Annotated in this window: 24 protein-coding genes; 16 read left to right on the top strand and 8 right to left on the bottom strand. The window is 72.3% G+C overall.

Going from position 1 to position 26,581, the window contains the following annotated elements; all coding sequences use genetic code 11:
- Positions 1 to 20 precede the first annotated feature (20 nt).
- From J0911_RS17205 to J0911_RS17190, 4 genes are all read left to right on the top strand, one after another.
- A complete protein-coding gene (locus J0911_RS17205) occupies positions 21 to 1,376 on the top strand; it encodes an exonuclease domain-containing protein (protein ID WP_207276671.1) in 1,356 nt (451 codons plus the stop codon).
- A 287-nt stretch (positions 1,377 to 1,663) separates the two neighbouring features.
- The gene (locus J0911_RS21225) at positions 1,664 to 3,250 is read left to right on the top strand and encodes a DUF4232 domain-containing protein (RefSeq protein ID WP_207276670.1); all 1,587 of its coding nucleotides are present in this window, start codon (positions 1,664 to 1,666) and stop codon (positions 3,248 to 3,250) included.
- 279 nt (positions 3,251 to 3,529) lie between these two features.
- Positions 3,530 to 4,348, top strand: coding sequence for a SecDF P1 head subdomain-containing protein (locus tag J0911_RS17195; RefSeq protein ID WP_207276669.1), 819 nt, complete (start codon positions 3,530 to 3,532; stop codon positions 4,346 to 4,348).
- A 72-nt stretch (positions 4,349 to 4,420) separates the two neighbouring features.
- Positions 4,421 to 4,774, top strand: a complete 354-nt coding sequence (locus J0911_RS17190; RefSeq protein WP_207276668.1) for a DUF2200 domain-containing protein — start codon at positions 4,421 to 4,423, stop codon at positions 4,772 to 4,774.
- A 16-nt stretch (positions 4,775 to 4,790) separates the two neighbouring features.
- Here the strand turns inward: J0911_RS17190 and J0911_RS17185 are convergent, their stop codons facing one another.
- Both J0911_RS17185 and J0911_RS17180 read right to left on the bottom strand, forming a co-directional pair.
- Complete coding sequence (locus tag J0911_RS17185; protein ID WP_207276667.1) at positions 4,791 to 5,564, bottom strand: response regulator transcription factor; 774 nt, start codon at positions 5,562 to 5,564, stop codon at positions 4,791 to 4,793.
- A 79-nt stretch (positions 5,565 to 5,643) separates the two neighbouring features.
- Positions 5,644 to 7,029, bottom strand: coding sequence for a histidine kinase (locus tag J0911_RS17180; protein ID WP_207276666.1), 1,386 nt, complete (start codon positions 7,027 to 7,029; stop codon positions 5,644 to 5,646).
- A gap of 124 nt (positions 7,030 to 7,153) precedes the next feature.
- Here J0911_RS17180 and J0911_RS17175 point away from each other — a divergent pair, with 124 nt between their 5' ends.
- From J0911_RS17175 to J0911_RS17165, 3 genes are all read left to right on the top strand, one after another.
- On the top strand, positions 7,154 to 7,987 hold the full coding sequence (locus tag J0911_RS17175) for an ABC transporter ATP-binding protein (RefSeq protein ID WP_207276665.1): 834 nt from the start codon (positions 7,154 to 7,156) through the stop codon (positions 7,985 to 7,987).
- Positions 7,972 to 9,678: a hypothetical protein gene (locus J0911_RS17170; RefSeq protein ID WP_207276664.1), complete on the top strand. Its 1,707-nt coding sequence runs from the start codon at positions 7,972 to 7,974 to the stop codon at positions 9,676 to 9,678. The genes J0911_RS17175 and J0911_RS17170 overlap by 16 nt, the downstream gene beginning before the upstream one ends.
- A gap of 299 nt (positions 9,679 to 9,977) precedes the next feature.
- The gene (locus J0911_RS17165) at positions 9,978 to 10,685 is read left to right on the top strand and encodes a MarR family winged helix-turn-helix transcriptional regulator (protein ID WP_207276663.1); all 708 of its coding nucleotides are present in this window, start codon (positions 9,978 to 9,980) and stop codon (positions 10,683 to 10,685) included.
- An 86-nt stretch (positions 10,686 to 10,771) separates the two neighbouring features.
- On the opposite strand, the gene J0911_RS17160 is transcribed toward J0911_RS17165, so the two are convergent.
- The gene (locus J0911_RS17160; RefSeq protein ID WP_207276662.1) at positions 10,772 to 11,698 is read right to left on the bottom strand and encodes a CE1 family esterase; all 927 of its coding nucleotides are present in this window, start codon (positions 11,696 to 11,698) and stop codon (positions 10,772 to 10,774) included.
- Positions 11,699 to 11,752: 54 nt separating this feature from the next.
- Between J0911_RS17160 and J0911_RS17155 the strand changes: the two genes are divergently transcribed.
- Both J0911_RS17155 and J0911_RS17150 read left to right on the top strand, forming a co-directional pair.
- Positions 11,753 to 12,094, top strand: coding sequence for a MerR family transcriptional regulator (locus J0911_RS17155; protein WP_207276661.1), 342 nt, complete (start codon positions 11,753 to 11,755; stop codon positions 12,092 to 12,094).
- 147 nt (positions 12,095 to 12,241) lie between these two features.
- The gene (locus J0911_RS17150) at positions 12,242 to 12,820 is read left to right on the top strand and encodes a uracil-DNA glycosylase family protein (RefSeq protein WP_207276660.1); all 579 of its coding nucleotides are present in this window, start codon (positions 12,242 to 12,244) and stop codon (positions 12,818 to 12,820) included.
- Positions 12,821 to 12,862: 42 nt separating this feature from the next.
- On the opposite strand, the gene J0911_RS17145 is transcribed toward J0911_RS17150, so the two are convergent.
- Entirely contained in the window at positions 12,863 to 13,480 is a 618-nt protein-coding gene (locus tag J0911_RS17145; protein WP_207276659.1) for a DedA family protein, read from the bottom strand.
- Positions 13,481 to 13,704: 224 nt separating this feature from the next.
- Between J0911_RS17145 and J0911_RS17140 the strand changes: the two genes are divergently transcribed.
- Together J0911_RS17140 and J0911_RS17135 are read left to right on the top strand one after the other, a co-directional pair.
- Positions 13,705 to 14,595 carry a hypothetical protein gene (locus J0911_RS17140; protein WP_207276658.1) on the top strand — a complete coding sequence of 297 codons (891 nt, stop codon included), beginning with the start codon at positions 13,705 to 13,707 and terminating at the stop codon, positions 14,593 to 14,595.
- A gap of 100 nt (positions 14,596 to 14,695) precedes the next feature.
- A complete protein-coding gene (locus J0911_RS17135; protein WP_207276657.1) occupies positions 14,696 to 18,118 on the top strand; it encodes a family 43 glycosylhydrolase in 3,423 nt (1,140 codons plus the stop codon).
- A gap of 69 nt (positions 18,119 to 18,187) precedes the next feature.
- On the opposite strand, the gene J0911_RS17130 is transcribed toward J0911_RS17135, so the two are convergent.
- On the bottom strand, positions 18,188 to 18,892 hold the full coding sequence (locus J0911_RS17130; RefSeq protein ID WP_207276656.1) for a class I SAM-dependent methyltransferase: 705 nt from the start codon (positions 18,890 to 18,892) through the stop codon (positions 18,188 to 18,190).
- Between the two features lie 53 nt (positions 18,893 to 18,945).
- On the opposite strand from J0911_RS17130, the gene J0911_RS17125 reads away from it, so the two are divergent.
- Positions 18,946 to 19,758 (top strand): MBL fold metallo-hydrolase, encoded by an 813-nt coding sequence (locus J0911_RS17125; RefSeq protein WP_207276655.1) that lies wholly within the window; start codon positions 18,946 to 18,948, stop codon positions 19,756 to 19,758.
- 41 nt (positions 19,759 to 19,799) lie between these two features.
- Here J0911_RS17125 and J0911_RS17120 read toward each other — a convergent pair whose 3' ends face one another.
- Positions 19,800 to 20,369: a winged helix-turn-helix domain-containing protein gene (locus tag J0911_RS17120; RefSeq protein WP_207276654.1), complete on the bottom strand. Its 570-nt coding sequence runs from the start codon at positions 20,367 to 20,369 to the stop codon at positions 19,800 to 19,802.
- A gap of 83 nt (positions 20,370 to 20,452) precedes the next feature.
- On the opposite strand from J0911_RS17120, the gene J0911_RS17115 reads away from it, so the two are divergent.
- On the top strand, positions 20,453 to 21,703 hold the full coding sequence (locus J0911_RS17115) for an MFS transporter (RefSeq protein WP_207276653.1): 1,251 nt from the start codon (positions 20,453 to 20,455) through the stop codon (positions 21,701 to 21,703).
- An 18-nt stretch (positions 21,704 to 21,721) separates the two neighbouring features.
- Here J0911_RS17115 and J0911_RS17110 read toward each other — a convergent pair whose 3' ends face one another.
- Positions 21,722 to 22,705, bottom strand: a complete 984-nt coding sequence (locus J0911_RS17110) for an NAD(P)-dependent alcohol dehydrogenase (RefSeq protein WP_207276652.1) — start codon at positions 22,703 to 22,705, stop codon at positions 21,722 to 21,724.
- Between the two features lie 126 nt (positions 22,706 to 22,831).
- Here J0911_RS17110 and J0911_RS17105 point away from each other — a divergent pair, with 126 nt between their 5' ends.
- Both J0911_RS17105 and J0911_RS21220 read left to right on the top strand, forming a co-directional pair.
- Complete coding sequence (locus J0911_RS17105) at positions 22,832 to 23,605, top strand: TetR/AcrR family transcriptional regulator (RefSeq protein WP_207276651.1); 774 nt, start codon at positions 22,832 to 22,834, stop codon at positions 23,603 to 23,605.
- 129 nt (positions 23,606 to 23,734) lie between these two features.
- Entirely contained in the window at positions 23,735 to 24,580 is an 846-nt protein-coding gene (locus J0911_RS21220; RefSeq protein ID WP_207276650.1) for a helix-turn-helix domain-containing GNAT family N-acetyltransferase, read from the top strand.
- A 99-nt stretch (positions 24,581 to 24,679) separates the two neighbouring features.
- Here J0911_RS21220 and J0911_RS17095 read toward each other — a convergent pair whose 3' ends face one another.
- A complete protein-coding gene (locus J0911_RS17095) occupies positions 24,680 to 25,906 on the bottom strand; it encodes a helix-turn-helix domain-containing protein (RefSeq protein ID WP_207276649.1) in 1,227 nt (408 codons plus the stop codon).
- Between the two features lie 189 nt (positions 25,907 to 26,095).
- Between J0911_RS17095 and J0911_RS17090 the strand changes: the two genes are divergently transcribed.
- Entirely contained in the window at positions 26,096 to 26,452 is a 357-nt protein-coding gene (locus tag J0911_RS17090; protein ID WP_207276648.1) for a hypothetical protein, read from the top strand.
- Positions 26,453 to 26,581: the final 129 nt, after the last annotated feature.

Genomic DNA, 26,581 nt, shown 5'->3' with positions numbered 1-26,581 from the left:
AGCAGGGATGAGAGGCTGGAGTGAGCGGATACGCCGTCGTCGACGTCGAGACCACCGGGCTGATCCCGGAAGGGCATGACCGGGTGGTGGAGATCGCCGTCGTGCAGGTGGCGCCCGACGGCGTCGTCGAGGAGACCTGGTCGACGCTCATCAACCCGGGCCGCGACCTCGGCCGCCAGGACATCCACGGCATCAGGGCGGCCGACGTGCGGCACGCCCCGCCGTTCGGCGAGATCGCCGGACACGTGGCCCGGCTGCTGCGGGGCAGGGCGTTCGTCGCACACAACGCGCAGTTCGACCGGCGCTTCGTCTGGCACGAGTTCGCACGCCAAGGCCTCGACGTCCCGCTGATCGAGCCGACGACACTGTGCACCATGCGCACCGGATCACTCCTCTCGCCGCGCGCACCACGGTCGCTCGCCGGCAGCTGCGACCACCACGGCGTCGAACTGCGCAACGCCCACGAGGCCATGTCCGACGCCCTCGCCGCCGCCGGGCTGCTGCGCGTGTTCCTCGACCGCGGGTCACGCCGCACGGTGCCGGGCTGGGACGACGTCGTCGAACTGGCGCTGACCACGCCCTGGCCCGAGATCCCGGCCGGGTCCGTGACCTCGGTCGCCCGGGGTGTGGCGACCACGCGGGACACCCACTTCCTCGCCCGGCTGGCGACGGTCCGGAACCGGCCGATCACCACCTGGGTGAAGGAGGAGTACCTCGAACTGGTGGACCGGGCACTCCTCGACCGGTACATCTCCGCCCGTGAGCACGACCAGCTCGGGGCGTACTGCGCCGCGGCCGGCATCGGACGCGCAGAGGCCGACGCGCTGCACCGCGAATACCTCGCGGCGCTCGCGGGGACGGCCTGGGCCGACGGCGTGCTCACCGACGAGGAGCGAGCCGACCTCCGTGCGGTGGCCGCGATGCTCCAGGTTCCCGCCGCCGAGGCAGACCGCGTTCTGGCCGAGGCACACGGGACGGCGTCGGACGTCAGACCGGGAACCATGACCGACGGAGGGCGCGGGACGGCGTCGGACGCCGGGCGCGGGACGGTGTCGGGCACGGGGCGGGTTGTGACGCCGGACATCGGGCGCGGTACGACGGCTGACGGTGAGCCGGGTGGTGTCGTGGCTCGGCGCCCGCATCTCGCGCCGGGCGACCACATCGTCTTCACCGGCGCGATGCGTGAGCCGCGTGACGTGTGGGAGCGGCGCGCCCGGGCCGCTGGGCTGGTGCCGCACCCGGCCGTGACCAAGAAGGTGCGTCTGGTCGTCGCGGCCGACCCGGACTCGCTCTCGACCAAGGCCCGCAAGGCGGAGGCCTACGGCATCACAGTGGTGAGCGAGGACGGGTTCGACCGGATGATCGGCATGCTGTAGATGCCGCAGCACCTCCCGCGTGAGGGGGGTCATGCGGTCGGTCCGACGTCGAGTGGTCGGTCCGATGTCAATGCGGTCGGTCCCCCGAGGGACCGACCGCTCGACATCGGACCGACCTGGGTCGACAACCAGCCGACCGCATCGCCCCAGGCGCGCGGTCGGCGACGCAGCGGGTCGGGTCGGGACGTGATCCTCGTGCGGAGGAGTCTTGAAGTGCCGGCCAAGATGGCGGTCGGGCCGGCAGAGCGGCCGATGCCGGCGGCCTGCGCTCGGATACCGTGCGCGACGTGGACGACTCCCCAGACGCGCCGGACCGGTCGACGCCCGCCTACGGGCCCGGTTCGACCGACAGCCCGAGGAGCGCACCCGCGCCGCACGAAGAAGCGGCCCGCGTCCCGGCGCCGCCGGAACCCGAGCCGCGTACGTGGCGCCCTACCCGGGTCGTCGCGTGGTCGGCCGGCGTCCTGGCGGTGCTCATCGGGACGGCCGTCGTATGGCAGGCCGTGCAGGGGTCGTCAACGGATGTCCGGAGCCTGCCCGCCGTCGTGTCGCAGGGGCCGTCCCTCCCGCCCGAGGCGGCGGCGCTGCGACCGGAGGTCACCGCGCTGCTGCGCGCCGTCGAGCGGGTGGACGGCGTCGCCGCCACGCACGTGGCCGACGGCGAACCGAGCCTCGGCGCCACGGGGATCGTCGTCGACCTCGCCACCCCGCTGCCCGGTCCCGTGGAGTCGCAGGCCGTCGCGCACGAGGCGCTCGCCGTCGTGCAGGCCGACGACGTGTACCGCGGCCCGGTCACGTTCGAGGCGACGATGCCCGGCTCAGGCGCGGACATCGTGGTCACCTACGTTCTCGCGGCCGACGGCACCGGCACGTACGCGAGCCTGGGCGACGACCCGGTCTCGGACGCCGTGGTGCTGATCGCGGGAGCGCACCCGGTCGGTCGGGTGACGCACGTCGGACTGACACCGGATCGCGGCGCCGTCCTGGTGAGCGAGCCTGGCACCCTGCGGTCGGCCGCGGACGAGGCGCGGCGGCTGCATCTGCCCGCCGGAAGCTTCCGCGTCGCCGACGGCCCGGGCGAATGGATCGCCTCGCACCGGGACGACGCAGAGAAGGCGGTCCCGCCGGACGCCGGGCTGGCGATGATCGAGCAGGTGGCGGTCATCGAGGACGTCACCACCGCGATCTACGTCCCGGACTCCCACAAGAACTCCGGCCTGCCGTACTTCGAGGTGATCATCCAGGCCGACCCCGTCCCGGTGGCCGAGCTGCTCGACACCGTCGGCTACGCCGACCAGCTCGGGTACCCCGTCCGGTACAAGGTGTGGGGGATCGGCGAGACCGGCGAGACGTCGCTGACCGGCTGGGTGTCAGGCCGGACGGCCGACGGCGCCGGCGGCGGTGACGGTGCGGCCGACGGCGTGGCGGGTGTCGCGGCATGCACGAGCGACGTCGTGCGGCTCGAGCTTCCCTGGACCGACGCCGCCACCGGGCAGCGGTACCTCGGCGTGCGGGCGACGAACCGGTCGGACGGGCCCTGTGCGCTGGGCCGCCGCCCCGAGATCTCGTTCCTCGCGGCGGACGGGTCGGCGCCCGACATCCTGCTGGAACCCGTGGGGGAGGCGGGCGAGCCCGTCGTCCTGCGGCCGGGGGAGTCGGCCGACTCGATGATCCAGTGGGGCGCGGGCTCCACGGCGGGCGGTGCGGTCCTCACCACCGCCGTGCTCGTCACGCTCCCCGGCGACGACGAACCGGTACGGCTCCCCGTCACGGACATCGAGGGCATCGCGGAGGGCATCGACCTGCTCCACGGCGCGAAGGCCCGGCTGGAGCCGTGGAGCTCCGCGACGGACCGAGAGGCCGACGTCGACTGAGCGACCGGCCGAGTGACGCCGACTGGCGACCGGCCGGCTCGCACCCCGACTTTCCTTCCCGGGCAGGTGGCGTGCGCGTACGCTCGCGTCCATGGGACGGGGCGGGTGCGTCGAACGACGCGTGACCTACCGAAGCGTCCTGGTCGTGCTCGTCCGATCGTGTAAGGCTGCCACCCGCTCGACCGGGCCTGCGCCGAGCTCCACGGATGACAGACGTTGCCGACCACGGGGGAGACGATGACTCGCCGAGCCACGCCAGTGATCATGATGTGTGTCCTGGTGCCCGCCCTCTCCGGGTGCGGGTCCCTGGACTACGTGGTGGACCCCTCCGGAGAGCCGATCACGCGGGTCGTGCTCAAGGCCGCGCCCGCCGACGGCGGCGAGGTGACGTCCGCGGCCATGAGCAAGGCCGTCGACGTGCTGGCCGAACGGCTCGACACGGACGAGCGCCAGGTGGACACCACCGTCGCCGAGGGGAGCACGGTCACACTGGACGTCATCGGCACGGTCGGGGAAGACGACCACCCGCTGTTGACCGAACCCGGAGAGCTGGCGTTCCGGCCGGTGCTCGCTCTGAATGGTGCGGACCCGGGGGCGGTGTCACCGGACGTGCCCGGTGTCGCGGACGGCGTCGTGGCGGAGTTCGAGGACTTCGACTGCTCCGCCGAGCGCCCTGGCGCCGACGGTTCCGGGGATCCGGACCTGCCACTGATCGCCTGCGACGCGGCCGGAACCAGCACGTACCTGCTCGGACCGGTCGAGGTCGACGGCGCCGCCGTCGTCGAGGCGAGTGCGTCGTACCCGCCCGAGTCCGCGGCCTGGGCGGTCATCCTCGAGTTCGACGAGACCGGGACCACGGCCCTCAGTCAGCTCACCGAGCGCTTGCAGGGGGAGACGAGCCCACGCAACCAGCTCGCCATCACGGTCGACGGCGTGGTGCTGTCGGCGCCGACGATCCCGCCCGGCACGGTCATCACCGCCGGAGTGGCGGAGATCTCGGGGTCGTTCACACGTGAGTCGGCGGAGGCCCTCGCCGGCCAGCTCGGCACCGGCCCGCTGCCCTTCCCGTTCGAGGTGCAGTACATCTCGACGGAATAGCGGGCGGCCGGTCTCGGCGGAACAGTCGGTCCGCGACCGGTCCGTACACGCCGAACCCGTAGGATGCGCACCATGGCGGAACATCGGATCTTCGGTATGAGCTTCGCCGGCATCTATCCGCTGTACGTGACCAAGGTGGAGCGGAAGGGACGCAGCAAGGAGGAGCTGGACCAGGTCATCGGCTGGCTCACCGGCTACGACGCCGTCGGCCTCGAGAAGGCCATCGCCACCGAGGTGGACCTGCGCACCTTCTTCGCCGAGGCGCCCGCCATGAACCCGAACGTCTCCTTGATCAAGGGCGTGGTCTGCGGTGTCCGCGTCGAGGAGATCGAGGACCCGCTGATGCAGCAGATCCGGTGGATGGACAAACTGGTCGACGAGCTCGCCCGCGGCAAGAAACTGAGCTCCATCCTGCGGAGCGCCTAGGTGTGAGCGCGTCACCCTAGCCGCGGCGCCTCGCCTCGTGGACCGCGATCGCCAGTTGGGTGCGGTTGGACAGGCCGAACTTGGTCAGGGCGCTCGACAGGTGGGACTTGACGGTGCTCGGGGCGAGGTACAGCTCACGCGCGATCTCCGTGTTCCCGAGGCCTTCCGCGACGGCGAGCGCGACCTCGCGCTCCCGGTCGGTCAGCAGGTCGAGGTCCAGCACGGCGCCGGGCGGCTCCCCGCTGTCCGGCGTCCCCGCGCTCCCAGGTGTGGTGGCCCCGCCCGTTCGCACGGCGCTGCCGGTCGGTGCGGTGGCCGCGCGCGGCGCCCCCTGGTCGAGTTCCGCCGCGGGCCCGGTGAGGGCCGCGTGGTCGATGAGGCGGCGCAGCACCGTCGGCGAGACGGTCGGTTCGCCCGCGGCGGCCGCGTGCACGGCCCGCACGAGCTCGGCGGGCGGCGTGTGCTTCAGGAGGAATCCCGCGGCCCCGGCCCGCATCGCGTCCAGGACGACCCGTTCGGTGTCGAACGTCGTCAGGACGATCACGGCGGGCAGGCGCAGTCCGGGTTCCGCGTGGAGCCGGCGCAGCGCGGTCACGCCGTCGACCTGGGGCATGCGCACGTCGAGGAGGACGACGTCGGGCGTCGTCTCCCGGACGGCCGGGACGAGACGGTCGCCGTCGTCCACGTCGCCGACGACCTCCAGGTCCGGGGAGCCGGCGAGCATCAGGCGCAGGCCGCGCAGCACGAGGGGGTCGTCGTCGACCAGCAGGAGCCGGACCGGGGCGCTCACGACAGCACCCCAAGGCAGGCGTCCAGGCGCGCATCGGCGGCCGTGGCGGTACCGCCACGGCGACGGGCCGCGGACGCGCTCATCGTCGCACCCCGAGCCGGGCGGTGAGGCGGAACTCGCCGTCGTGCACCCCGTGGTCGAAGGTTCCGCCGTCGAGCCGGACGCGCTCGTCCAGTCCGGTCAGTCCCGCGCGGGCGCCCGGGATCTCGCCCGGGCCGACGCCGACCGGCAGGGGATTGGTGACCGTGAGGCGCACCCCGCCGTCGTCGGCCACCACCTCGACGCGTACGTGTGCCCGGGGTGCGTGCTTGCGGGCGTTGGTGAGGCCTTCCTGGACCACGCGGAACGCGGTGCGCTGGAGGGTACCGGGCAGGTCGGAGGAGACGACGTCCATGTGCGCCGTCACGTGCTGTCCGGCTCCGCGCGCCTCGTCGACGAGCCGGTCGATGTCGGTCAGGCGGGGCTGCGGGTGGTCCTGCCCGATCGCGTCGTCTCCCGCCTCGTCGGTGCGGAGCACGGCGAGGACGTGACGCAGCTCCTCGACGGCCAGATGGGCGTTCTGCCGGATGACCGCCACCGCCTCCCGGATCTCGGTGGTCGACGGCGGCGCGGGGCGGTGGGCCGGGGCCGCCGGGTTGTCGAGCCGGTACTCCAGGGCGCCGGCATGTACCGACACGAGAGAGACCCGGTGGGCGAGGACGTCGTGCATCTCGCGGGCCACACGTTCCCGTTCGTCGCGGCGGGCACCCACGATGCGGGCCTCGAACAGCTGCCGTTCCCGCGCGGCGTCGGAGCGGAGGCGGTCGAGCGCGAGGCGACGCGACCGGGCCAGCAGTCCGAAGCACAGGGCGACCAGGTGCATCAGCACCAGCATGAGCGCGTACCACGCCCACGTCGTCCCCGGCACGGGCAGGACCGCGTGGTAGGGCATGCCGACGGCCAGATACAGCGCCGTCATCCCGATCGCCACACGCGGACGGGCGTGCGAGCCGAGCCGGTAGACGGCGGCCAACGCCGCGAAACCCGCGCTCATCGCGGAGGCGGCCGGCAGGAGCACGACGAACGCGACCGTCACGGGCCGGAACCGTGCCCACCAGAGGGCGAGGCAGGCCAGCAGCCCGAGGGTCCGGTCCACGGGCCAGAACCAGTCGGGGACGGCGGGGTAGGCGTCCACGGTGACGAACCCGAGGAACCACCACAGCAGGAGCGCGATGCCGACCTGGACGCTGTCGGCCACCCATTCGCCGGTGGTGCGCCGTGCGTGCAGGCGCCCGAGCCGCTTGGCGGAGGCGTGAAGGCGTGCCGTGGCCGCCGCCAGGGTGGAGGCGCGCAGGGGTGTGGCCGCCGGCTCCACCGCCGGCGGGTCGAGGCGTGCCGTGGCCGGCTCCGCCGCGGACACGTCGGTGTTCTCGACGACCAGGGCGGGTCCCACGGGCCGACGCTCCTCCGCGTCCGAGGTCACCATGGTTCCGAGGATAGGTCGGTCGGCCCGGTGACCTGAACGGCCGGGCGTCGTGGTGCCCGTTCGGCGGAGAAGGAGTGGCCGATCGGCGGAGGCGCGGACCGGCGTCGTCGGACAGCCTGGAGGCATGACCACCACACCTGAACGGCCTGTGCCCGAGCCGGGCGGGCCCACCGCCGAGCCGGGCGGGCCCGCAGCGTCGGAGTCCGCCCTGGAGCTGGCCGGCCTGCGCCGGACGTTCGGCGACAAGGTCGCCGTCGACGACATCGACCTGACCGTGCCGCGCGGCTCCTTCTTCGGGCTCGTCGGCCCGAACGGCGCGGGGAAGACGACGGCGCTGTCGATGGCGACGGGTCTGCTCCGGCCGAGCGGCGGGAAGGCCCTCGTGCACGACATCGACGTCTGGCAGGACCCGGTCGCCGCGAAGCGCATCCTGGGCGTACTCCCCGATGGGCTGGCGTTGCCGGAACGTCTGACGGGAGGGGAACTGCTCACCTACTGGGGCAGGTTCCGCGGGATGCCGGCCGGCGTCGTCGCCGACCGGATCGCCGAGCTGATGCGCATCCTCGAACTGGAGGAGGCCGAGGAACTGGGCACCCTGGTCGGCGAGTACTCGACGGGCATGCGCAAGAAGATCGGGCTGGCCACGGCACTGCTGCACACGCCCCGCCTCCTCGTGCTGGACGAGCCGTACGAGGCGGTCGACCCGGTCTCGGCTCGCGTGCTGACCGCGATCCTGCGCCGGTTCACGGCGGCGGGCGGCACGATCATCATCTCCAGCCACGTGATGAGCCTTGTGGAGAGCCTCTGCGACCGCGTGGCGATCATTGCCGCGGGCAGCGTCCTGGCGGACGGCACCCTCGACGAGGTGCGCGCCGGCCGGAGCCTGGAGGACCGGTTCGTGGAACTGGTGGGCGCCACGGAACTGGGGGAGGAGGACCTGGCATGGATCGGTGGCTGATCTCCCTCAAGCTGACGATGCTGCGGCACTCGACGCCGGGCATGCGGGTGGCGGGCTCTGTCATCGGCGGCGCTCTCGTCATCGTGACCTGGGCGGCGACGCTGAACGCGGGCAGCGACGCCGCGCGGCACTCGGTGCTGACGCTCGGGCTGCTCCTGTGGGGCGTCGGGACGGCGATCGGTCCGGTGCTGATGAGCGGCGCGGGCACGCTGCGGCCCAGCTATTTCACGCTCCTGCCGTTCGGCCGCCTGGCACTCGGCCGTGGCCTGCTGGTCAGCGTGTACGTGAGCATCGCGGCCGGCGTCGTACTCGCCGCGCTGCTGGTGACCGGTGCGCACGCGGTACGGCTGTCCCCGGTGACCCTGGTGGTCGCGATCCCCGGAGCGGTGCTCACCTGGGTCCTTCTGGTCGCGCTGTCCCGTCTGGTGTACGGGCTGCTGGGCGCGGCGATGGGTTCCCGCGCCGGGGTGGAGATCGCGAGCGTCCAGTTCGGGCTGATGTTCGCGGGCATGTTCGCCGGCTGGATCCCCGTGCAGGTCGCGATCGAGCGTACGCCGGACTTCCTCGCGACCGGGATCACCGACGCCGTCGTGACCCGCGCCCTGGACCTGAGCCCCACCTCGTGGACGGTGCTCGCGGTCGAGCGCGCCGCACGGGGCGACTGGGGCGGTGCGCTCCTGCTGCTCGGCGGTCTCGCGGTACTGGCCGCCGCGGTGATCGCGGTGACGATCCCGCTGCTTGTCCCCTCCACCGAACCCGCCCGACGACGTCGCGGCCGCCGCCGTTCGGCGCGGCTCGTCGCGGGCGGTGGCCTGCTGCCGGCCACGCCGACCGGGGCGGTCGTCGCCAAGGAGGTCAGGCAGTGGAGCCGGGACGCGTGGCGGATGATCGAGACGCAGTCCGGCGTCTGGACGGGCGTGCTGATCGGTGCCTTCGCGCTCGCCAGTGAGGAGCTGGACGCGGTCGCGGCTTTCGCCGGGCTGATCATCACGTTCATGGTCGGGATCTCCGCCTGCACCGTCTACGGCCAGGACGGCAGCGCCGTCTGGCTGGACGTGGTGGGCCAGGACGAGGGCTCGGTGCGGGCCGACGTACGGGGCCGGCAGTGGGGCGTCGTCCTGACCGTCCTGCCGAAGATCCTCCTGGTGTCCGCCGTGTTCGTCCTCCTCAGCCAGGCGTGGTGGGCGGTGCCGATCCTCCTGGCGGCCATTCCCGCCCTCCTGGGCGCGGCGACCGGGGCGGCGTTGATCGTCGCGGCCGTCGGGGTCTCGCCCGGGGTCGACCCGCGGCAGAGGGTCGGGCCGAACGACGCGGTCGGGAACATCAGCTTCCACGTGTGGATCTCGATGCTGCTGATGCAGGTCGCGGTTCTCCCGACCGGCGGCATGCTGCTCCTGCACCTGTTCGCGCCGGCGGCGTGGACGGCCCCGGCGCTGGTGGTCGTCGGGATCGCGAACGGGGTCGGTGCCGCCTGGGCGCTCGGGCTCGTGACGATCGGCTACCTCGACAAGCGGCTGCCCGACCTGTTCAGCCGTATCCGGTACGGCCAGGTCTTCCGCGCCGGCAAGCCCCGAACCGGCTGGGCCGGAGCGCTCGACTGGTTCGAGTCGTCCACCCTCAAGGGTGAGCAGCAGGCCAAGGAGCTGAAGCAGAAGCAGCGCGAGGCGCAGCGGGCCAAGGTGAAGGTGTAGACCCGGCCGCGACCGCGCCCGCTACGCGAGAACCACGACGGGCGCGGGCGCCGCGCTCCGCGCGAACCGACGGGCGCGGGCGCCCCGCTCCGCGCGGTCGGGCGTCACGGCCCGAACTCGGGCCAGGAACGACCGTGCCGGCGGGCGTGACGGCGGGGAGGCCTCCACGGCCGGCCCCACGACGAAGGCTCGGTGTCTGTCAAGTACGTGACGGTCAAGTACTTGACAGAATGGGGTGGTGTTCTGCATGGTGGTCCTTGTCAGGTACCTGACAGATCCATCATCGAGAGGAAGTCACCATGACCGAGCAACGTGACGTGCGGCAGGAAGCCGCACAGCGACTCGTGGCCGTCGGGATGCTGCAGAAGCACCAGTTGTGGCGGGGGAGGATGCCGGGGCGCAGGGCGCCGTGGCAGGACCCGAGCCAGGGGCAGGGCCGGGTGCTCGCCTTGCTGAAGCTGCAGCCCGAGACCACGCAGAAGGAGCTCACCTTCCTGCTGGGCATGTCCCGGCAGGCGATGGCCGAACTGCTGGCCAAGCTGGAGAAGCAAGGGCTCGTCGAGCGCGAGCCCTCACCGGACGACAAGCGCGTCGTCGTCGTCCGGCTCACCGAGGCCGGGCGCGAGGCCGAACAGGCCGAGGAGCACGCCCCTGCCGGCGACCTCCTGGACGTCCTGGAGGACGACGAGGTGGAGCGGCTCAGCGGCTACCTCGGCCGGATCCTGGAGCGCGTCGAGAGCGAGTTCGGCGACGAGTCGGGCGGACGCCGCGAGGCCTTCGAGGAGATGCGGCGCCGTGGCGGATTCGGACCAGGAGGCTGGGGGCCCGGCGGGTTCGGACCCGGCGGGTTCGGCGGGTACGGCGGCCGTCCCGGGCGTGGTGGGCGTCGTGGCCGTCCCGGCCCGCACCGTCACCCCGGCCCGTTCGACGGCGCCGGCACGGAGGGCCGGCGTGACCCCGAGGGGCGGCGCGGCCGACGCCCGGCCGACGACGGGCCGGACGCCTGAGAGCCGTCGTCGTGAGACGGCAGCGTGTGTCCGGAGACGGTGCGCCGGGGGAGACCACCCCGGCGCACCGTCATGTCCGAATGGCGTCAGGTGGTGCGGGCTGCTGGATTCGGTCCCTCGTCGTCGGTCCTGTCGATCCTCAGGAACTCGGCCAGGAGGGAGGCGGTCGAGAAGTTTTGCGCGGTCCGGCCCAGGATGAATGGTGCGCGGTGAGGGCCGGGGACCGTGTGGCCGCCGTCGTGGACCGTCAGCAGGCGCACCGGCGGGCGGCCTTCCTCCAGGTGGTCGGTCTGCTCGGTCCAGGTCCGCCCCCGTCCCCGACCTCCCGCCCGGAACTCGGTGACGACCGGCTCCGCGGTGATCCCGTTGCGGCGCGCGAGGTGGCGCGCCGTCCCGGGCGCCGACATGCTGCGCCCGTCGACCCGGAAGATCCGCCGCACCCAGACCGGGAACCCGCCTCCGTCGTAGGGGACGATCGGATCCTTCGTGCCGTGGATCAGGAGCACCGGCATGGGGGCCGTCGCCGGGACGGAGGCCGGTGCGAGGAAGCTCTCCGGGACCGGCATCGTCGCGGCAATGATCGCCGCGCCGGCGAACCACTCGGGAACCTCGTGGATCAGGCGCAGGACCATCTGGCCCCCGTTGGAGTACCCGACCGCGTAGACGCGCCGGAGGTCGATGTCGTGCGACGCGGCGAGGTCGGTGATCACGCGGCGCGTGAAGGCGACGTCGTCGACCCGCTCGGTGCGTGCAGGGAACGCGTTCTCCTCCCGGGCGTCGTTCCAGTTGCCCCGGTACCCGTCGAGGTAGGCGACGGCGGCCGCGCCACTCTCGGCCAGCGCGTCGAACATGCCTCCGGTGAAGCGGCGATGGATCGCACCGGTCTGTCGCGAGCCGTGGAAGACCAGGACCAGGGCGCGGCCGCCCGAGCCTGCGGGACCGCGCCCCTCGACCAGGCTGAAAGTTCGGCGGTGACCGTCGACGGCAATTCTCATGGGCACGATGCGGGTCATGTGGCGAGGCTAAACTTTCACATCATGTGAAGGTCAAGGCCGGTGGGAGGCTGAGTGAGAATCAGTGAACTGAGCGCGCGGAGCGGCGTCAGCCCTCGGTTGGTCCGCTACTACGAGGAGCAAGGACTGGTCACGTCGACACGTGCCCCGAACGGATACCGGGAGTTCGACGACGACGCGGTCGAGGTCGTCCGCACGATTCGGTCCATGTTCCAGCTGGGTTTCTCCAGTGAGAAGGTGCGTGCGGTGCTGCCGTGCGCCACCGGACGGCACGACGACGTCGACGCCGTGACGGTGCGCGAGACCGTGGCCGAGATGCGGAGTGACATCGACCGCCGGATCCAGGAACTCGTGACGACGCGTGAGGCATTGACGCTGTTTCTCGACCGCAGGTGAGGTGGCGCCCGTGATCGTCGGGACGGGATCGCGGACGGGGTTCGGTGCCGTTCGGGCTCTCTCGGTGGCCCGGTCGGCCACTTCGACCGGGGCTGCCCGACGTGTCGGTGCCACGTCCCCTGCGCGTGCACCGCTGATACTGGGCCCATGACCTTCGAGTCCATCCGGCAGGCGATCGTGGACGACGCCGAGAACACCGCCGCACGGGAGCTCGGGTACGAGCCGCTGTACGCGGCGGGTGCCGGGGCGCGGATCGTCGTCGTCGGCCAGGCTCCCGGGCGCAAGGCGCAGGAGAGCGGCCTCGCCTGGAACGATGCCAGCGGGAGGAAGCTCATCGAGTGGCTCGGCGTGACCGAGCCTCAGTTCCGGGACCCGGATCTCTTCGCCCTGCTCCCGATGGACTTCTTCTACCCCGGCAAAGGGGTGAACGGGGACCTGCCGCCGCGCAAGGGGTTCGCGGAGCGCTGGCACACGCCGTTGCTGGAGCTCATGCCGGACATCCGGCTCACCGTCCTGGTCGGCAGCTACGCCCAGGCGTACTACTTGGGGGACCGCGCCGGGCGTACCCTCACCGACACCGTCCGGGGCTTCCGCGACTACCTGCCCGGCATGCTTCCGCTCGTGCATCCGTCGCCGCTCAACTTTCGCTGGCAGGCGCGCAACCCGTGGTTCCTCACCGACGTCGTCCCCGTGCTGCGCGAACGGGTCGCGGACGCCCTGACCTGAGAGCGCCGGGGACTCCGCGCCGTCGGCTGCCGTCGCCGGGCGTCAGCTCGCGCCGGCCGCGCGGTCCAGGCGCCAGGCGCGGATGCCCGCCACGACCGAGGCGAGGATGACGGCGCACGCGATGCCGTACGCGATGGGACGCACCGCCGGGATCGACGCCGCGAAGTAGCCCATCAGCGTGATCAGGACGCCCCAGGTGAAGGCGCCCACCACGTTGGCGGTGACGAACCTCCAGTACGCCATGTCGGACACCCCGGCGACGGCCGGGACGAAGACGCGCCCCCACGGCACGTACCGGCCGACCACCACCGACCACCAGCCGAACAGGTCGTAGAACCGCTCGGTCTTCGCGATCCCCCGCTGGACCCAGCGCCCCCGCCGCCCGGTGAGATACGGGCGTCCGTAGCGGCGTCCGAGGAGGTAGCCCACCTGGTCACCCGCGATCGCGGCCACCGCGACGCCGGTGGTGAGCACCCAGATGTCGATCGAACCGGTACTGCCGGCCACGAGCCCGGCGCCGAACAGGAGCGAGTCCCCGGTGAGGAACGGCAGGAACACGCCGACGAACAGCGCCGTGCCGACGAACACGAGTCCCCACACCACCAGGTAGAACGCGAGCGGACCGAGTGCGTCGAGCCATGAGGAGACGTCGTCGCTCATCGTGTGCCGGGACGCTCGGACGGCACGAGGGGTGCCGAGTGCTGGGTCACCATGTCGAGCACTATCGCACCCGGCGCGCGGATTCTGCAGCCGGATCTCGCGGACGGTCCACGGTTACCCTGGCGCACGTCGCCCCGTACCGGCCAGAAGTGAGGAGCCCGCATGATCCCCGCCCGTCGTGGGAGCTGTCGTCCGCCGTGCGTGGATACCCGAGGAAGGCACCGATGACGGCGGGGGACGGGGACAACCCGAGAGCGCTCGACGTGGCGGAGGCCCGGAGCGGAGGGCGTGCGACCGCCTGGGCGGGTGCGGCTGCCGTCGGCCTGCTGTTCGGGCTGCTGGCCTGGCCGGTGGGCTGGGCGGCGATCCTCGCCGGATGGGTCAGGCCTGGTGGGTCGGTCGCCGTGGGCGTCGTCGGGCTCGCCGTCATGTGCGGGATCTCGGCTCTGATCGTGCGGCGGTTCGGAGGAGCGGTGCTCGCCGGGATCGCGGCGCCGGTCCTGGGCGCCGCCGTCGCGGGCGTCGTGCTGCTGCCGCCCGAGCAGGTGGCTGCCATCTGGCCGGGTCTGGTCGGCGGTGACCCGGCCCTGGCGCTGGTGCTCGGGGCACTCGTCGCGACGGTGACGGCGGCGTCGGGCCTCCGCGCCGCCCGCCCGGTGGCTCTCTGGGCGGCGGGTGTGTTGGCCGCCCTCCCGTTCGTGCTCGTCGCGGTCACGGCCGTGAGCGGTTTCACCGAGCGGGCCGCGGACCTGGGCGTGCCGTACACGCTCGACGGCGACCGGTACGAGCCGCAGTACATCGCGCTGGGCGACGGCGGGTCGCAGGCGGTATACGCGTTGCCCGACGGCGGACAGATCCATGTCGGCTCGAGCGCCTCGGTCGACGACGCCCGTGACGTCGGCGGCCTGACTCTCGACGGCTGCGACGAGCAGCGGTTCGACAACGGTGACATCCGCGACCGGTGCACCGCGCGGGGCCCCGGGTTCACGGTGACGCTCGTCGGCGAGGAGGGCACCGAGGACGCGCTCGTCGAGGCGTTCGACCACCTGCGGCCGATGTCGGACGCCGCCTTCTACAGGGAGGCCAGGCGGTACGTGGAGTTCTTCCCGGGCTGACGGGGACGGATGCCGGCGCATTCTGGATAGCGCTTCCCTTGTCCCATGTGTTAACGCTAACATCCGTCATGACCAAGACCTCGACGAGGAGGATCGTGCGATGACACCCAGAAGACGAGAACGGACCGTTCGCGTCGCGGCCGCCCTGACCGGGCTGGCGCTGTTCCTGCCGGCCACGATGGCGGCCGCGGCCGGCGCTTCCCCGGCCGGCGCGCCCGGAACGACCGCACCGGCCGGCGCGCCGTCGGGCGGCGACGCGCGGGACGCGACGGGCCAGGAGTACTCCGGCTACCTGTTCGCCTACTTCGCCGGCGAAGGCTACGCCGACGGCGAGCAGATCTATCTCGGGCTCAGCGAGGGCGACGACCCGCTGCACTACCAGGACCTCAACGACAACCAGCCGGTGCTCACCTCCGACGTGGGCGAGCGCGGCGTCCGCGACCCGTTCATCATCCGCTCGCCCGAGGACGACCGGTTCTACATGATCGCCACCGACCTCAAGATCCACGGCGGCGGAGACTGGGACGACGCGCAGCGGCACGGCTCCCGCTCGATCGTGGTCTGGGAGTCCACCGACCTGATCAACTGGTCCGACGAACGTCTCGTCGAGGTCTCCCCGCCGGAGGCCGGCAACACCTGGGCGCCGGAGGCGTACTGGGACGAGGACCTGGGCGAGTTCGTGGTCTTCTGGGCGTCGAAGCTGTACGCCGAGGACGACCCGGACCACACCGGCGACTCCTACAACCGCATGATGTACGCCACCACCACCGACTTCACCACGTTCAGCGAGCCGGAGACCTGGGTGGACCCCGGCTACTCCGTGATCGACTCGACGGTGGCCCGCGACGACGACGGGACCTACTACCGGTTCACCAAGGACGAACGCAACAACACGTCCTCCACGCCGTGCTCCAAGTTCATCCTCGCGGAGCGCTCCACGGAGCTCAGGAGCACGGACTGGGACTTCGTCACCGAGTGCATCGGCAAGGCCAACTCCCTCGGCCCGGGCATCGACCGGGGTGAGGGCCCGACGATCTTCAAGTCCAACAGCACCGACGAGTGGTACCTCTTCGTCGACGAGTTCGGCGGGCGCGGCTACGTCCCGTTCGTCGCCGACTCGCTCGACGCCCCCGAGTGGCGGATGGCCGACGACTACAAGATGCCCACCCGCCCCCGGCACGGCACCGTCCTGCCCGTGACCGCCGAGGAGTACGACCGGATCCTGCGGCACTACCAGCCTGACGCCTACGTCGAGTCGGTCGAGCCCGTGGAGGTCACCGTCCAGGCCCGCCACGAGCCCGTGCTGCCCGGCCGGGTCGCGGTCACCTACGCCGACGGTTCCACCGGGACCGAGAAGGTCACCTGGGACGACGTCGACCCCTCGGCCTACGCGCGTCCCGGTACCGCCTTCGAGGTGCCCGGGACGCTGCGCGCCGGCGTGACGGCGCGGGCTGCCGCGCTGGTCACCGTCCAGGCACGGCGGATTCCCGTCACCTCACTGACCGTGGCGCCCGGTGCCGTCCAGCTGTGGCGTGGTACCGAGCACGCCCTCGAGGCCACCGTCGAGCCCGCCAACGCCTCGGACCGGCGGCTGCGGTGGTACAGCGCCGACGACGACGTGGCGACCGTGTCCGACGACGGCGTCGTGCGTGCCGTCGCGCCAGGCACCACCACCGTCACCGCGCGAGCCCGCGGGTCGCTCCGCGCCTCCACCGAGGTGACGGTGACCGCCGACCCGCCCGGCCTCGTGGCGCACTACCCGCTCGACGCGACGTCGGGCACCGAGGCCACCAACGCCGCACCGGGCAGCGCGTTCGGCCCGGCGACGCTGAGGGGAGGCGCCGAGCCGACGGCGGACGGCGTCGTGCTCGACGGCGTCGACGACCACGTCGACCTGCCCGACCACCTGCTCGCCGATCTCACCGACGTGTCGGTGACGCTCGACGTGCTCGTGGACCCGTCCCAGCGCACCCCGTACTTCATCTACGGGATGGGCAACTCCAGCGGGAACGCGGGTGACGGCTATCTGTTCACCACCGGCGACTCGTACCGCAGCTCGATCACGCTCGGCAACTGGTCCGGCGAGCAGACCGTGTCGAAGGGCTCCGGCCTGGACCGCGGCGTGTGGAAGAACATCGCCTACACCCTCCAGGGCACCACCGCGGTGCTCTACGAGGACGGCGTCGAGGTTGCCCGGCAGGAGGGTGTCACCATCGATCCGCGGGACATCGGCGACGGCGAGACGGTCGCCAACTACATCGGCCGGTCCCTCTACTCGGGCGACCGGTACCTGCACGGGTCCGTGCGCGACTTCCGGCTCTACGACCGGGCGCTGTCCGCGGACGAGGTCGCCTACCTCGGCACCGACCACACCGCCGTCCGTGGCGCGGAGCTGGACGAGCTGCGGACGGGCGCCGTCGTGCACGGTGCGAGCAGCACGGTCACGCTGCCCGTCGAGCCAGGGACGGACGTGGCGGCGCTCGCGCCGGTGCTGGACGTGTCGGGCCAGGCGACGGTGGAGCCGGCGAACGGGGCGGTGCGGGACTTCTCGTCGCCGGTCACCTACACGGTGACCGGGCCGGACGGGGAGTCGCGGGAGTGGACGGTGCGCGCGGTGGAGATGCGCAGCCCGGTGCTGCCGGGCCTGTGGGCGGACCCGAACATCGCGCAGTTCGGCGACACCTTCTACCTGTACGCCACCACCGACGGGTTCCCCGGCTGGGGCGGGAAGGAGTTCTACGTCTGGACCTCCTCAGACCTGGTGAACTGGGAGAAGTCCGCCGAGCCGATCCTCACCCTCGACGGCGCCGACGGCGACGTCCCCTGGGCGACCGGGAACGCGTGGGCGCCCACGATCGCCGAGCGGGACGGGAAGTACTACTTCTACTTCTCGGGCCATCACCCGGAGCTGAACCGCAAGACGATCGGCGTGGCCGTGGCCGACAGCCCCACCGGGCGGTTCACCGCCGAGCCGGAGGCGATGATCACCAACGAGGAGCCGGTCACCACCGGTCAGGCGATCGACCCGGCGTGGTTCCGTGACCCGCAGACGGGCACGCACTACCTGTTCTGGGGCAACGGCGGGCCGCTCTACGCGGAGCTGGGCGACGACATGGTCTCGGTGGACGAGGGCACGATCGCCCGCATCGAAGGCCTGCCGGACTTCCGGGAGGGTTTGTTCGTCAACTACCGGGACGGGATGTACCACCTGACGTACTCGATCGACGACACCGGGTCCGAGAACTACCGGGTCGGCTACGCCACGGCGACCAGCGTGCACGGTCCCTGGAGCTACCAGGGGCTGTTGCTGGAGAAGGACCTGTCGCTCGGCGTGGCCGGCACGGGACACAGCTCGATCCTCAACGTGTCGGGCACGGACGACTGGTACATCGCCTACCACCGGCACGCGATCCCGGACGGTGACGGGACGCATCGGGAGACCACGATCGACGCGATCGAGGTGGGCGACGACGGGCTCTTCCGTCCGGTGACGCCGACCCTGGGAGGTGTCGAGCCCCGCTGAGGGTTCGCTCGTGGCCGCGTGGCCCGGGTCCGCCCGGGCCACGCGACCGAGCGGTGGGAGCCGTCCGGCTCAGCGGCGGAAGAGGCCCGCGTTGAGGAAGTCGGCGCCGAAGGTCCCCTCCACGCCGGACCGCACCGCACGCAGTTCGACGGGCCGCAGCGCCGCGAAGATCCGCTCGAGGTCGTCGAGCGTGAACGACGTTCCGCCGGCGGTGTCGCCCGTCGCCAGGACCTCGGGGTCGCCTGCGCTGGGCTGGCGTTCCTGGGAGAAGGCGACGATCGCGTAGCGCCCGCCGAGCCGCAGCAGCGGGAGCAGCCGCTGCAGGTAGGTGATCCGGCGGTGAGGTGCGAGATGGTGGAAGCAGCCGGAGTCGTAGATCAGGTCGAACGGCCCGGCGGGGAGCGGATCACGGAGAACGTCGAGGGCGCGGACCTCCATGCCCTCCGGGAGGCCGGGCCGGACGTCGTCGAGCACCGCGGCGGCCAGGTCGACCCCGATCACGCGGGCCCCTCGCTCCGCCAGCCACCGGCCGTTGCGGCCGGTGCCGCAGCCGACGTCGAGCACCCGGGCTCCGGTGACGTCGCCGAGCAGATCGCGTTCGTACCAGTCGGCGAGCGGCTCGTCCGGCAGGCTCGTGGTGAGCGGGTGGCCGTCGGTGCGCAGCAGGCGCTCCCAGAACCCCGCGGCACCGGCGTGGGTGCGGTCGCCGTGCTCGTGCGCTGCGAAAGCCCGGTCGAGGGCCTCGAGCAACTCGTCGATCGTTCCGATCCGCACGTCCGAATTATCCCACATCGCTGCCCGGACGGGGGAGGAAGTACCGTGTCCGGGTGAGTGCCGCAGCCCAGGTCCAGGTCGTCGTCGCGCCGGTTTTCGGGACGAACTGCTGCGTGGTGACGGCCACCGAGGCGGTGGACGGGGCGCGGGACTGCGTGGTCATCGACGCCGGTGCCGGTGTGGTGGACGGCGTCACGCGGATCGTGGAGCGGCAGGGGCTGCGTCCCCGTGCGGTTCTCGCCACGCACGGCCACGTGGACCACACCTGGGACGCGGCGGAGTTGTGCGAGCGGTACGACGTGCCGCTTCGCCTGCACGCCGCGGACGTGTACCGGATCGCCGACCCGTTCGGCACGCTCGTCGGGAATGGCGCCGCAGTGAGCGGGGCGCTCGCGCAGGAGCTCGCGGGCCTCGGGTTCGCCCCCGAGGCGTACCGGTCGCCGCCGGCGGTCGAGGGCTTCGAGACCCGTGAGGGCTCGGCCGTGCTCTCGTTCGGCGCGGTCGCGCTGCGCGCCGTGCACGCGCCGGGCCACACCGAGGGCTCGACCCTCTACCTGCTCGACCCGGCCGGCCGGGACGAGCGCCTTCCCGCACCGGCCGGCCGTCCGGTGCCTGCCGTTGCCGCCGAGCCGTCCGTCGCCGACGACGCCCCGGACGCCGCGCCGAGCGGCCTCGCGTTCACCGGTGACGTCCTGTTCGCGGGGTCGATCGGCCGTACCGATCTTCCCGGCGGCGATGACCCGACGATGCGCGTCACGCTGCGTGACGTCGTCGCACGGCTGGATCCCGGCCTCGCCGTCGTCCCGGGCCACGGGCCGACGACGACCGTCCGGCGGGAGCTCGCGACGAACCCGTTCCTGGGCTGACCGGCCGCGCCGGTGTCGATGCCGGAGGGCGCTTCGATAACCTAGTCCTTCAGGGGCCCGAGCCCGAAGACGACCTGGTAGAGAGCCGCGGTTTCGGGCCTGCCCTCACCGTCGGTGGTCGCCCTCGCGGCGTCCTGCCAGCGTTCCATGACGTCGTTGAGCTCGTCGGCCATGGCCTCGGCCTGCCGGCGGGTCAGGAGCGCGGTGCGGATCGTGAGCGCCCGCTTGGGGGCGTCCTCCGGTTCGGGGGGAGCGTCCTCGCCGTCGTGCCGCGCGGCGAACGCATGATTCTCGCGCAGCAGGGCCGCCGCGTCGGCGACGATGTCCCCGACGCCGGGAACGCCGGCGTCGACGTTGAAGTTCTCCGCGGCGGGAGCCCACACCCGGTCGCGCTTGTCCCGTGCGAGTTCCGGCGCCTCGACGATCATTCCGGCTTTGGCGAGGACGCGGAGATGGAAGCTGATCGAGTTCGCCGGCTCGTCGAGACGCCTGGCAAGGTCCGCGGCGCGTCCGTGCCCATGGATCTGCAGATCGAAGATGATGCGCTGACGTAGCGGGTGCGATGCGGCGCGCAAGGTCTCGGGATCCCGGATGCGGAAGGTCTTCTCCATCGCGACCACGGTACCAAGACCTCGCAATTTATAGTGCGCAAATATGCTTGCGCAATGATGAGTGCGCAACTACGGTTGCGGTCATGGCAGACGAGACAACTCCGGGGCTCTGGCACAACCGCTCCTACCGGCTTCTGCTCACCGGCAAGGTCGCCGAGACCGTTGGAGGTGGGATCGGTTCCTTCGCCGTGCCGCTCGTCGCGTTCCATGTGACCGGGAATGTCGTCCAGGCGGGTGTCATCGCGGCTGTCGGGCAGGCCGGATCGGTCCTGACGGCGCTCCCGGCGGGAGTCGTGGTCGACCGTGTCGACCGGCGTCGGATCATCATGGCGGCCGCCCTGGTGGCCGGGGTGGCGTGGGCCGGCCTGGTGGTCGTCGGCTTGTCCGGTGGACTGACGGCAGTGCATCTCGCGGCGGTCCTGTTCGTCTCGTCGACGGCTGGAGCGCTCCTCGACCCCGCCGACACCGCCGCGCTGCACGCCGTGGTGCGCAAGGACGAGATGGGGCAGGCCATGGCGGTCGCGCAGGGTCGTGACGCCGTGGCCGGTCTCGTCGCAGGTCCCGTCGGCGGCCTGCTGTACGGGATGGGGCATGTCGTGCCGTTCCTCGTGGCCGCCGTGGGCCGCCTGATCGCCTGCGGCACGGCCGCCCTGGTGCGCGAGCCGCTGAACGGCGACCTCGGGGCGGCGCGGGCGCAGCACCCCGTGCGGGCGCTGCGCGAGGGTCTCCGCTACGTGTGGGGCGTTCCTGTCTTCCGGGTCCTGCTCACTCTTTTCACGCTGGTCAACGTCCTTCTGAACGGGGCGATGGTGGCAATCACCCTGGATCTGGTGCGCACGGGCACGGCGCCGGTCCTGATCGGGCTGGTCAACACCGCGGTGGGCGTGGGTGTCGTGCTCGGCGCCCTCCTGGCAGGCCGGCTCGTGCGAACGGTGCGGGTAGGGGTGCTGAACGTCCTGGCTCTCGGCGTGGTGCTGGCGGCGATGGCGGTGATGGCCGCGCTGCACACCTATTGGGGCTATCTCGGCGCGCTGCTCGTGATGATGATGTTCGCCCCGGCGCTCAACGCGGGGATGGTGGCCTATCAGGTGGCCATCACGCCCGCGCAGATGCAGGGCAGGGCCGCGTCGGTCCTCGGCCTGACCGGCCTGCTCGCCACGGTGGTCTCGCCGTTGCTGGGTGGCCTCGCTCTGGGCGCGGTGGGCATCGCGGGTGCGCTGTGGTGGTTCACCGGCGCCTTTGCGGTCGTGACCGTGGCGATCGCCGCGGTGCGCCCGATCTGGCGGATCGGCCTCCCGGACACCTGGGCCGCCGATGTCGCCGCCGTGCGCTGAGGGCGTCGCTCCGCCCGGTCACGGCGTGCTGCCGATCCGCACCACCGTCTTGCCGCGGGCGTGGCCGGGGCCCTGGGCGGCGAGGGCGGCCGGCAGGGTCGTGAGGTCATGGGTGCGGTGGATGACGGGCCGGAGCCGGCCGGTATCCACCAGGCGGGCGAGCTCCTCGAGGTCCTCGGGGTGGGGCCTGGCGTTCAAGGTCGTCACCGCCGTGCCGTCCCGCGCCGCCGCCGCCATGGCCCGCAGGAGGTAGGGGAGAGGGCCGAGCACCTTGCCCCCGGTCATCCCTGTCCCGACGACACAGATCCCGCCGTCGCGCAGGGCCCGTCGGTACCCGGCCAGGGTGTGACTGCCGACCAGGTCGAGAATACGGTCGTACGACCGCCCATGGCGCGTGAAGTCCTCCTCGGTGTGGTCGACGACGTCGTCGGCCCCGATCGAGCGGACAAGGTCGAGGGCGTCCGTGCGGCAGACGCCGGTCACGTGCGCGCCACGGGCTTTCGCGATCTGCACGGCGAAGGTCCCCACACCCCCGGAGGCACCGTTGACCAGCACACGGTGGCCCGGCTCGACGCGGGCGGCACGGATTCCCTGCAACGCCGCGATCCCGGCGAGCGGCATGGCGGCGGCCTCGTCGAAGCCGAGCCCGGCCGGCTTGGCGGAGACCGCGTTCTCGGCCGCGACCGTGTACTCGGCGAAGGTGCCCCGGGGAAGCTCGCCGAACACCTCGTCACCCGGGCGCCAGCGGGTCACCCCGGCACCCACCGCCTCGACGGTCCCCGCCACGTCCGCCCCCAGGACCGGCCGTCGTGGCCGGGACGGGCCGAGCGCCAGCCGGAAGACGTACGGGAGCCCGGCAATTTCCATCCAGTCCTTGGCGTTGACCGACGCCGCCTCGACGCGGACGAGGATCTCGTGATCGCCCGGGGTGGGGCGAGGGACCTCGCGGAGTTCCAGGACCTGATCGGGCTCGCCGTACCCGTGCTGCACGATCGCTCGCATGACGCTTCCTCCCAGATATTTACGCTGTAAATATTATGGTCCGCAAGCTACGCTGTCCCCCACGAGCCGTCAAGACCCGCCCGGCCGTCAGGACGGGCATCGAGCAGCCGAGCAGGGAGTCATCCGGTGCCGAAGCAGGCAGGCCGCCCGAGCGGCCGCCCCACGCTGACCCGCGACCGGGTGCTCGACGCGGGCGTCGCCATGGCCGACGCCGAGGGGATCGGCACGCTGTCCATGCGCCGGCTCGGCAAGGAGCTCGGCGTCGAGGGCATGGCGCTGTACAACCACGTGAAGAACAAGGACGACCTGTTCGAGGGCATGCTGGACCGCGTCGCCGCCGAGATCGACCTGCCCGCGACCGGGCACGCCGACGCGCCGTCGGTGGGTGCCGATGCGCCGTCCGCGGGCGCCGCGGTGCCCGGGACCGGATCGGCGCCGGCCGCGCAGTCCCGGGCCGATCCGGCCGCACCCCGTGTCGACTGGCGCAGTCGCGCCCGGTGGCGTGCGGTCTCGGCCCACGCCACCTTCATGCGGCACCCGTGGTCGGCGGCGCTGTGGACGTCGAGCGTCGGTGTCGGGCCCGCTCGGATGCGCTACCTCGACACCGCGTTGCGCGACCTGCGCGAGGCGGGCTTCGCGGACGGCCTGCTCGATCTCGCGTTCCACACCGTCGAGAACCACATCGTCGGCCACGCGATGCAGGAACTGGGCTTCTCTCTCGCCCCGGGCGAGATGGAGGCGATGGGGGCCGAGCTCCTGCGCTCGTTCCCGGTCGAGGAGTACCCCTTTCTCGCCGAGCACATCCGCTACCACGTCGAGGAGACCGGCGACGACGCCTTCGAGTTCGGTCTGGACCTCATCCTCGACGGCCTCGAACGCCTCCGCGTGACCGGCGGGTGACCGCGGGCTCGCGTTCCGGTCCGGACGCTCGCCGCGCCACCGGCGGATGACAGTGGGCCGCCCCTTCGTGCGCGTTCCGCGCCCCGTCCGTCGTTGACCGGATCATCGATTCTGGTCGATGCTGTCGTCATGACGACCCCCACGTCCCGGCCGCAGGCCCCGAGCCTGTCCGACGCCGATGCCGCGACCTACGCGGAGTGGTTCGCATGCCTGGCCGAGCCCACCCGGGTGCGGATGCTGCACGCGGTCGCCACCGCTCCCGGCGGGATCACCGTCGGCGCGCTCGCCGGCGCGCTCGGCGTCAGCCAGTCCACCTGCTCCCACCACGTGCGCAAGCTGGCCGATGTCGGGTTCGTCCGCACGCGCAAGGAGGGTACGGCCACACTGGTGACCGTGAACGCCGCCTGCTGCGTCGGTCTGCCGCACGCCGCCGACGCCGTGATGGGACTGCTCGCGCCACGGACCTGCTGCCCCGACGACGTCCCGGTCGACGTCGCGGTGCGTGCACTGCGCGAGGAGGACTGGGAGGCGGTGCGCCGTATCTACGGGCAGGGCATCGACACCGGGATCGCGACCTTCGAGACCACGGTGCCGAGCAGGGAGTCGCTGGACGCGAAGTGGCTGCCCGGCCACCGCTGGGTTGCCGAGCTGGACGGCCAGGTCGTCGGCTGGGCGGCGGCCACGCAGGTGTCCACACGTGAGGTCTACTCCGGCGTCGCCGAGACCTCGATCTACGTCGCGGACGGCCACCAGGGCCGGGGTATCGGCAAGGCGCTCATCCGCAGACAGGTCACCGCCGCCGACGACGGCGGGCTCTGGACCCTGCAGACGTCGATCTTTCCCGAGAATCGTGCCAGCGTGGGTCTGCACCACACGGCGGGGTTCCGCACCCTCGGGGTCCGGGAGCGCATCGGCCGCCGCGACGGCGTCTGGCGCGACACGGTCTTCATGGAGCGCCGCAGCCCGCTGACGTGACGGCCGGTGGCCGATGGCTCCGGGCCGCCGGCCACGTGACCGCCCGGCCGGCCGGTGCCCCGCCTGCGCCCTCCCGCGGGCGGCTCGGGCCGCGGCTGCTCACCAGTCGGCGTCGTCGCCCGGGCCGAGCCACGCGCTGAAGCGGGCGAGAGGCTCGTTGCCGCGGCGGTGAGCCCGCACGAGCAGGTGCGTCACCTCGCGCGTGGTCGGGTGGTGTCTCGTCTGCTCCGGGGCGGCCTGGCGCGCGGTCATCAGGCTGTGCAGGGCCTTGTCGTGTCTGCCCTGCCAGAAGTAGGCGCGGGCGAGGTCGAGGTGGTGGTGGGAGACCCGGGTGGGCAGGCGCGTGAGCATGTGGCTGGGCAGGCGGGTCCGGTCGGCGAGCGTCAGGGCGCGAGGGCCGTCTCCGGCTTCGACGGCGCAGGTCACCTGGTAGATCGCGACGTTCGACGGACCGAACGCGAGGTGCGACCAGTCGTTGTCGGTGTCGGTGCCGAGATGGTTCGCGATGCCGCGGGCCTCCTCGACGTGGTCCATCGCGGCGTCCAGGTCTCCTGCGCGGCCGGCCACCAGCGAGGACCGCAGGTGGAGCGCGCCGACGGTCAGGAGCGCGCCGTCGTCCCGGCGGCCGGGGTCCACCTGTGTGCGGACGCGGTCCAGGAGCCACAGGGCGCCCGGGTAGAGGCCGTCGCGCATGAGCGACGTCGTGCGCATCCATGCGGCGAAGCCGGCGGCGGCCGGGTCCGTCGTGAGCCCGGCGATCCACTGGATCCGGTCCTCCACGTTCGCCGCGAGGTCCCCGTAACCGGTCTGGTGCGCGACCGTGTGCGCGGCATGCGCGTACGCGAGCAGGGCGTGGGCGACCACCGCGCGGTCCCGGTCGTCGTCGCAGGCGTGCGCCATCGCGAAGGCCTCGGTGAGCAGGGCGGGCAGCATCTCGGCGAGCTGGGTGTTGTGGCCGCGTTGCAGCTGCTCGGAGACGTTCCTCGCATCGCGGGTCAGGGCGTCGAGGGGGCGCGGCGGGAGATCCGGGTCCGCGGGAGGGAGGTCCCAGCGGTTCAGCGCTCGCCGCAGGTCCGGGACGAGCTTGTGGATGCGGTCGGGGGACGAGCCTTCCCGGTGGTACGGCTGCCCGGTGAGCGTGCTGGCGTCCACCCGCAGTACGCGGCCCACGGCCGCCGCGACCGGCTGGGACACGTCCCGGTCGCCCTGTTCGATCTTGCGCAGCAGAGAGAGGCTGATCTTCGCCTCCTGCGCCAGCCCTACCTGCGTCACGCCCCGGGCCTGCCGGAGCTGCTTGATCCGCTTGCCGATCAACTCGTCGTCCATCGGTGTTCCCAACGTTGGCGGGAAAGTGGGGTTCACACCTTACGCCCGGGAGTGCGTCTCCTGGCAACTCTAGGCATGGTTGCCACACAAGTGTGGCACTTGCACCAGTTTGTTGGCGTCATGGTGGATCGTGACGGGAGATGTCCCGTCGCTCGCACGTCACTGCACCCACGGCGACTGGAGCACGACATGACGACCATTCCTGACGGCGCCACCGCGCCCGACCGGTGGACGAGACTCGTGGACGCGGTGGCGACGGTCGTCGGCGGCTCGCTGCCGCCCGGCGGCGTCGTCGCCGTCCGCGTCACGCTCGCCGACACCCGCTCGACGCTGGCCACGTGCCAGGCCTGGGTGGCGACCTCCGCCAGGACCTGGACGCTGCGCGGGGAGATCGACGTCGCCGGCGTCTCGATGCCCGACCTGGAGCGGGCCGTCGTCGCGGCAGGCCTCGCCTTCGCGCTGACCGACGAGTCCCGCCCGAGGTGGCGGGTCGACCGCAACCACGGCACCACCTACACGCTGGACGTCACACGCCGCGTCCCGTGAGGCGCCGGCCTGCGGCCCTACCCGGCGCGGCCTCACTGGCGTGACCTCACGGGCGTGACCTCACTGGCGTGACCTCACTGGCGTGGCCTCACTGGCGTGGCCTCACTGGCGCGGCCTCACCGGCGCGGC

Source organism: Myceligenerans salitolerans, assembly GCF_017349295.1.
Lineage (GTDB): Bacteria > Actinomycetota > Actinomycetes > Actinomycetales > Cellulomonadaceae > Myceligenerans > Myceligenerans salitolerans.
The sequence above is the reverse complement of the archived record's forward strand: the minus strand, read 5'-3'. Positions and strand labels throughout refer to the sequence as shown.

What these genes read in the sequence shown, in the direction of transcription:
- J0911_RS17145 (WP_207276659.1), bottom strand. Translation starts at nt 13,480, where the DNA reads ATGAGCGACGACGTCTCCTCATGGCTCGACGCACTCGGTCCGCTCGCG.
- J0911_RS17110 (WP_207276652.1), bottom strand. Translation starts at nt 22,705, where the DNA reads ATGCGAGCGATCGTGCAGCACGGGTACGGCGAGCCCGATCAGGTCCTG.
- J0911_RS17175 (WP_207276665.1), top strand. Translation starts at nt 7,154, where the DNA reads ATGACCACCACACCTGAACGGCCTGTGCCCGAGCCGGGCGGGCCCACC.
- J0911_RS17090 (WP_207276648.1), top strand. Translation starts at nt 26,096, where the DNA reads ATGACGACCATTCCTGACGGCGCCACCGCGCCCGACCGGTGGACGAGA.
- J0911_RS17150 (WP_207276660.1), top strand. Translation starts at nt 12,242, where the DNA reads ATGACCTTCGAGTCCATCCGGCAGGCGATCGTGGACGACGCCGAGAAC.
- J0911_RS17180 (WP_207276666.1), bottom strand. Translation starts at nt 7,029, where the DNA reads ATGGTGACCTCGGACGCGGAGGAGCGTCGGCCCGTGGGACCCGCCCTG.
- J0911_RS17095 (WP_207276649.1), bottom strand. Translation starts at nt 25,906, where the DNA reads ATGGACGACGAGTTGATCGGCAAGCGGATCAAGCAGCTCCGGCAGGCC.
- J0911_RS17165 (WP_207276663.1), top strand. Translation starts at nt 9,978, where the DNA reads ATGACCGAGCAACGTGACGTGCGGCAGGAAGCCGCACAGCGACTCGTG.
- J0911_RS17170 (WP_207276664.1), top strand. Translation starts at nt 7,972, where the DNA reads ATGGATCGGTGGCTGATCTCCCTCAAGCTGACGATGCTGCGGCACTCG.
- J0911_RS17135 (WP_207276657.1), top strand. Translation starts at nt 14,696, where the DNA reads ATGACACCCAGAAGACGAGAACGGACCGTTCGCGTCGCGGCCGCCCTG.
- J0911_RS17160 (WP_207276662.1), bottom strand. Translation starts at nt 11,698, where the DNA reads ATGACCCGCATCGTGCCCATGAGAATTGCCGTCGACGGTCACCGCCGA.
- J0911_RS17120 (WP_207276654.1), bottom strand. Translation starts at nt 20,369, where the DNA reads ATGGAGAAGACCTTCCGCATCCGGGATCCCGAGACCTTGCGCGCCGCA.
- J0911_RS17190 (WP_207276668.1), top strand. Translation starts at nt 4,421, where the DNA reads ATGGCGGAACATCGGATCTTCGGTATGAGCTTCGCCGGCATCTATCCG.
- J0911_RS17115 (WP_207276653.1), top strand. Translation starts at nt 20,453, where the DNA reads ATGGCAGACGAGACAACTCCGGGGCTCTGGCACAACCGCTCCTACCGG.
- J0911_RS17140 (WP_207276658.1), top strand. Translation starts at nt 13,705, where the DNA reads ATGACGGCGGGGGACGGGGACAACCCGAGAGCGCTCGACGTGGCGGAG.
- J0911_RS21220 (WP_207276650.1), top strand. Translation starts at nt 23,735, where the DNA reads ATGACGACCCCCACGTCCCGGCCGCAGGCCCCGAGCCTGTCCGACGCC.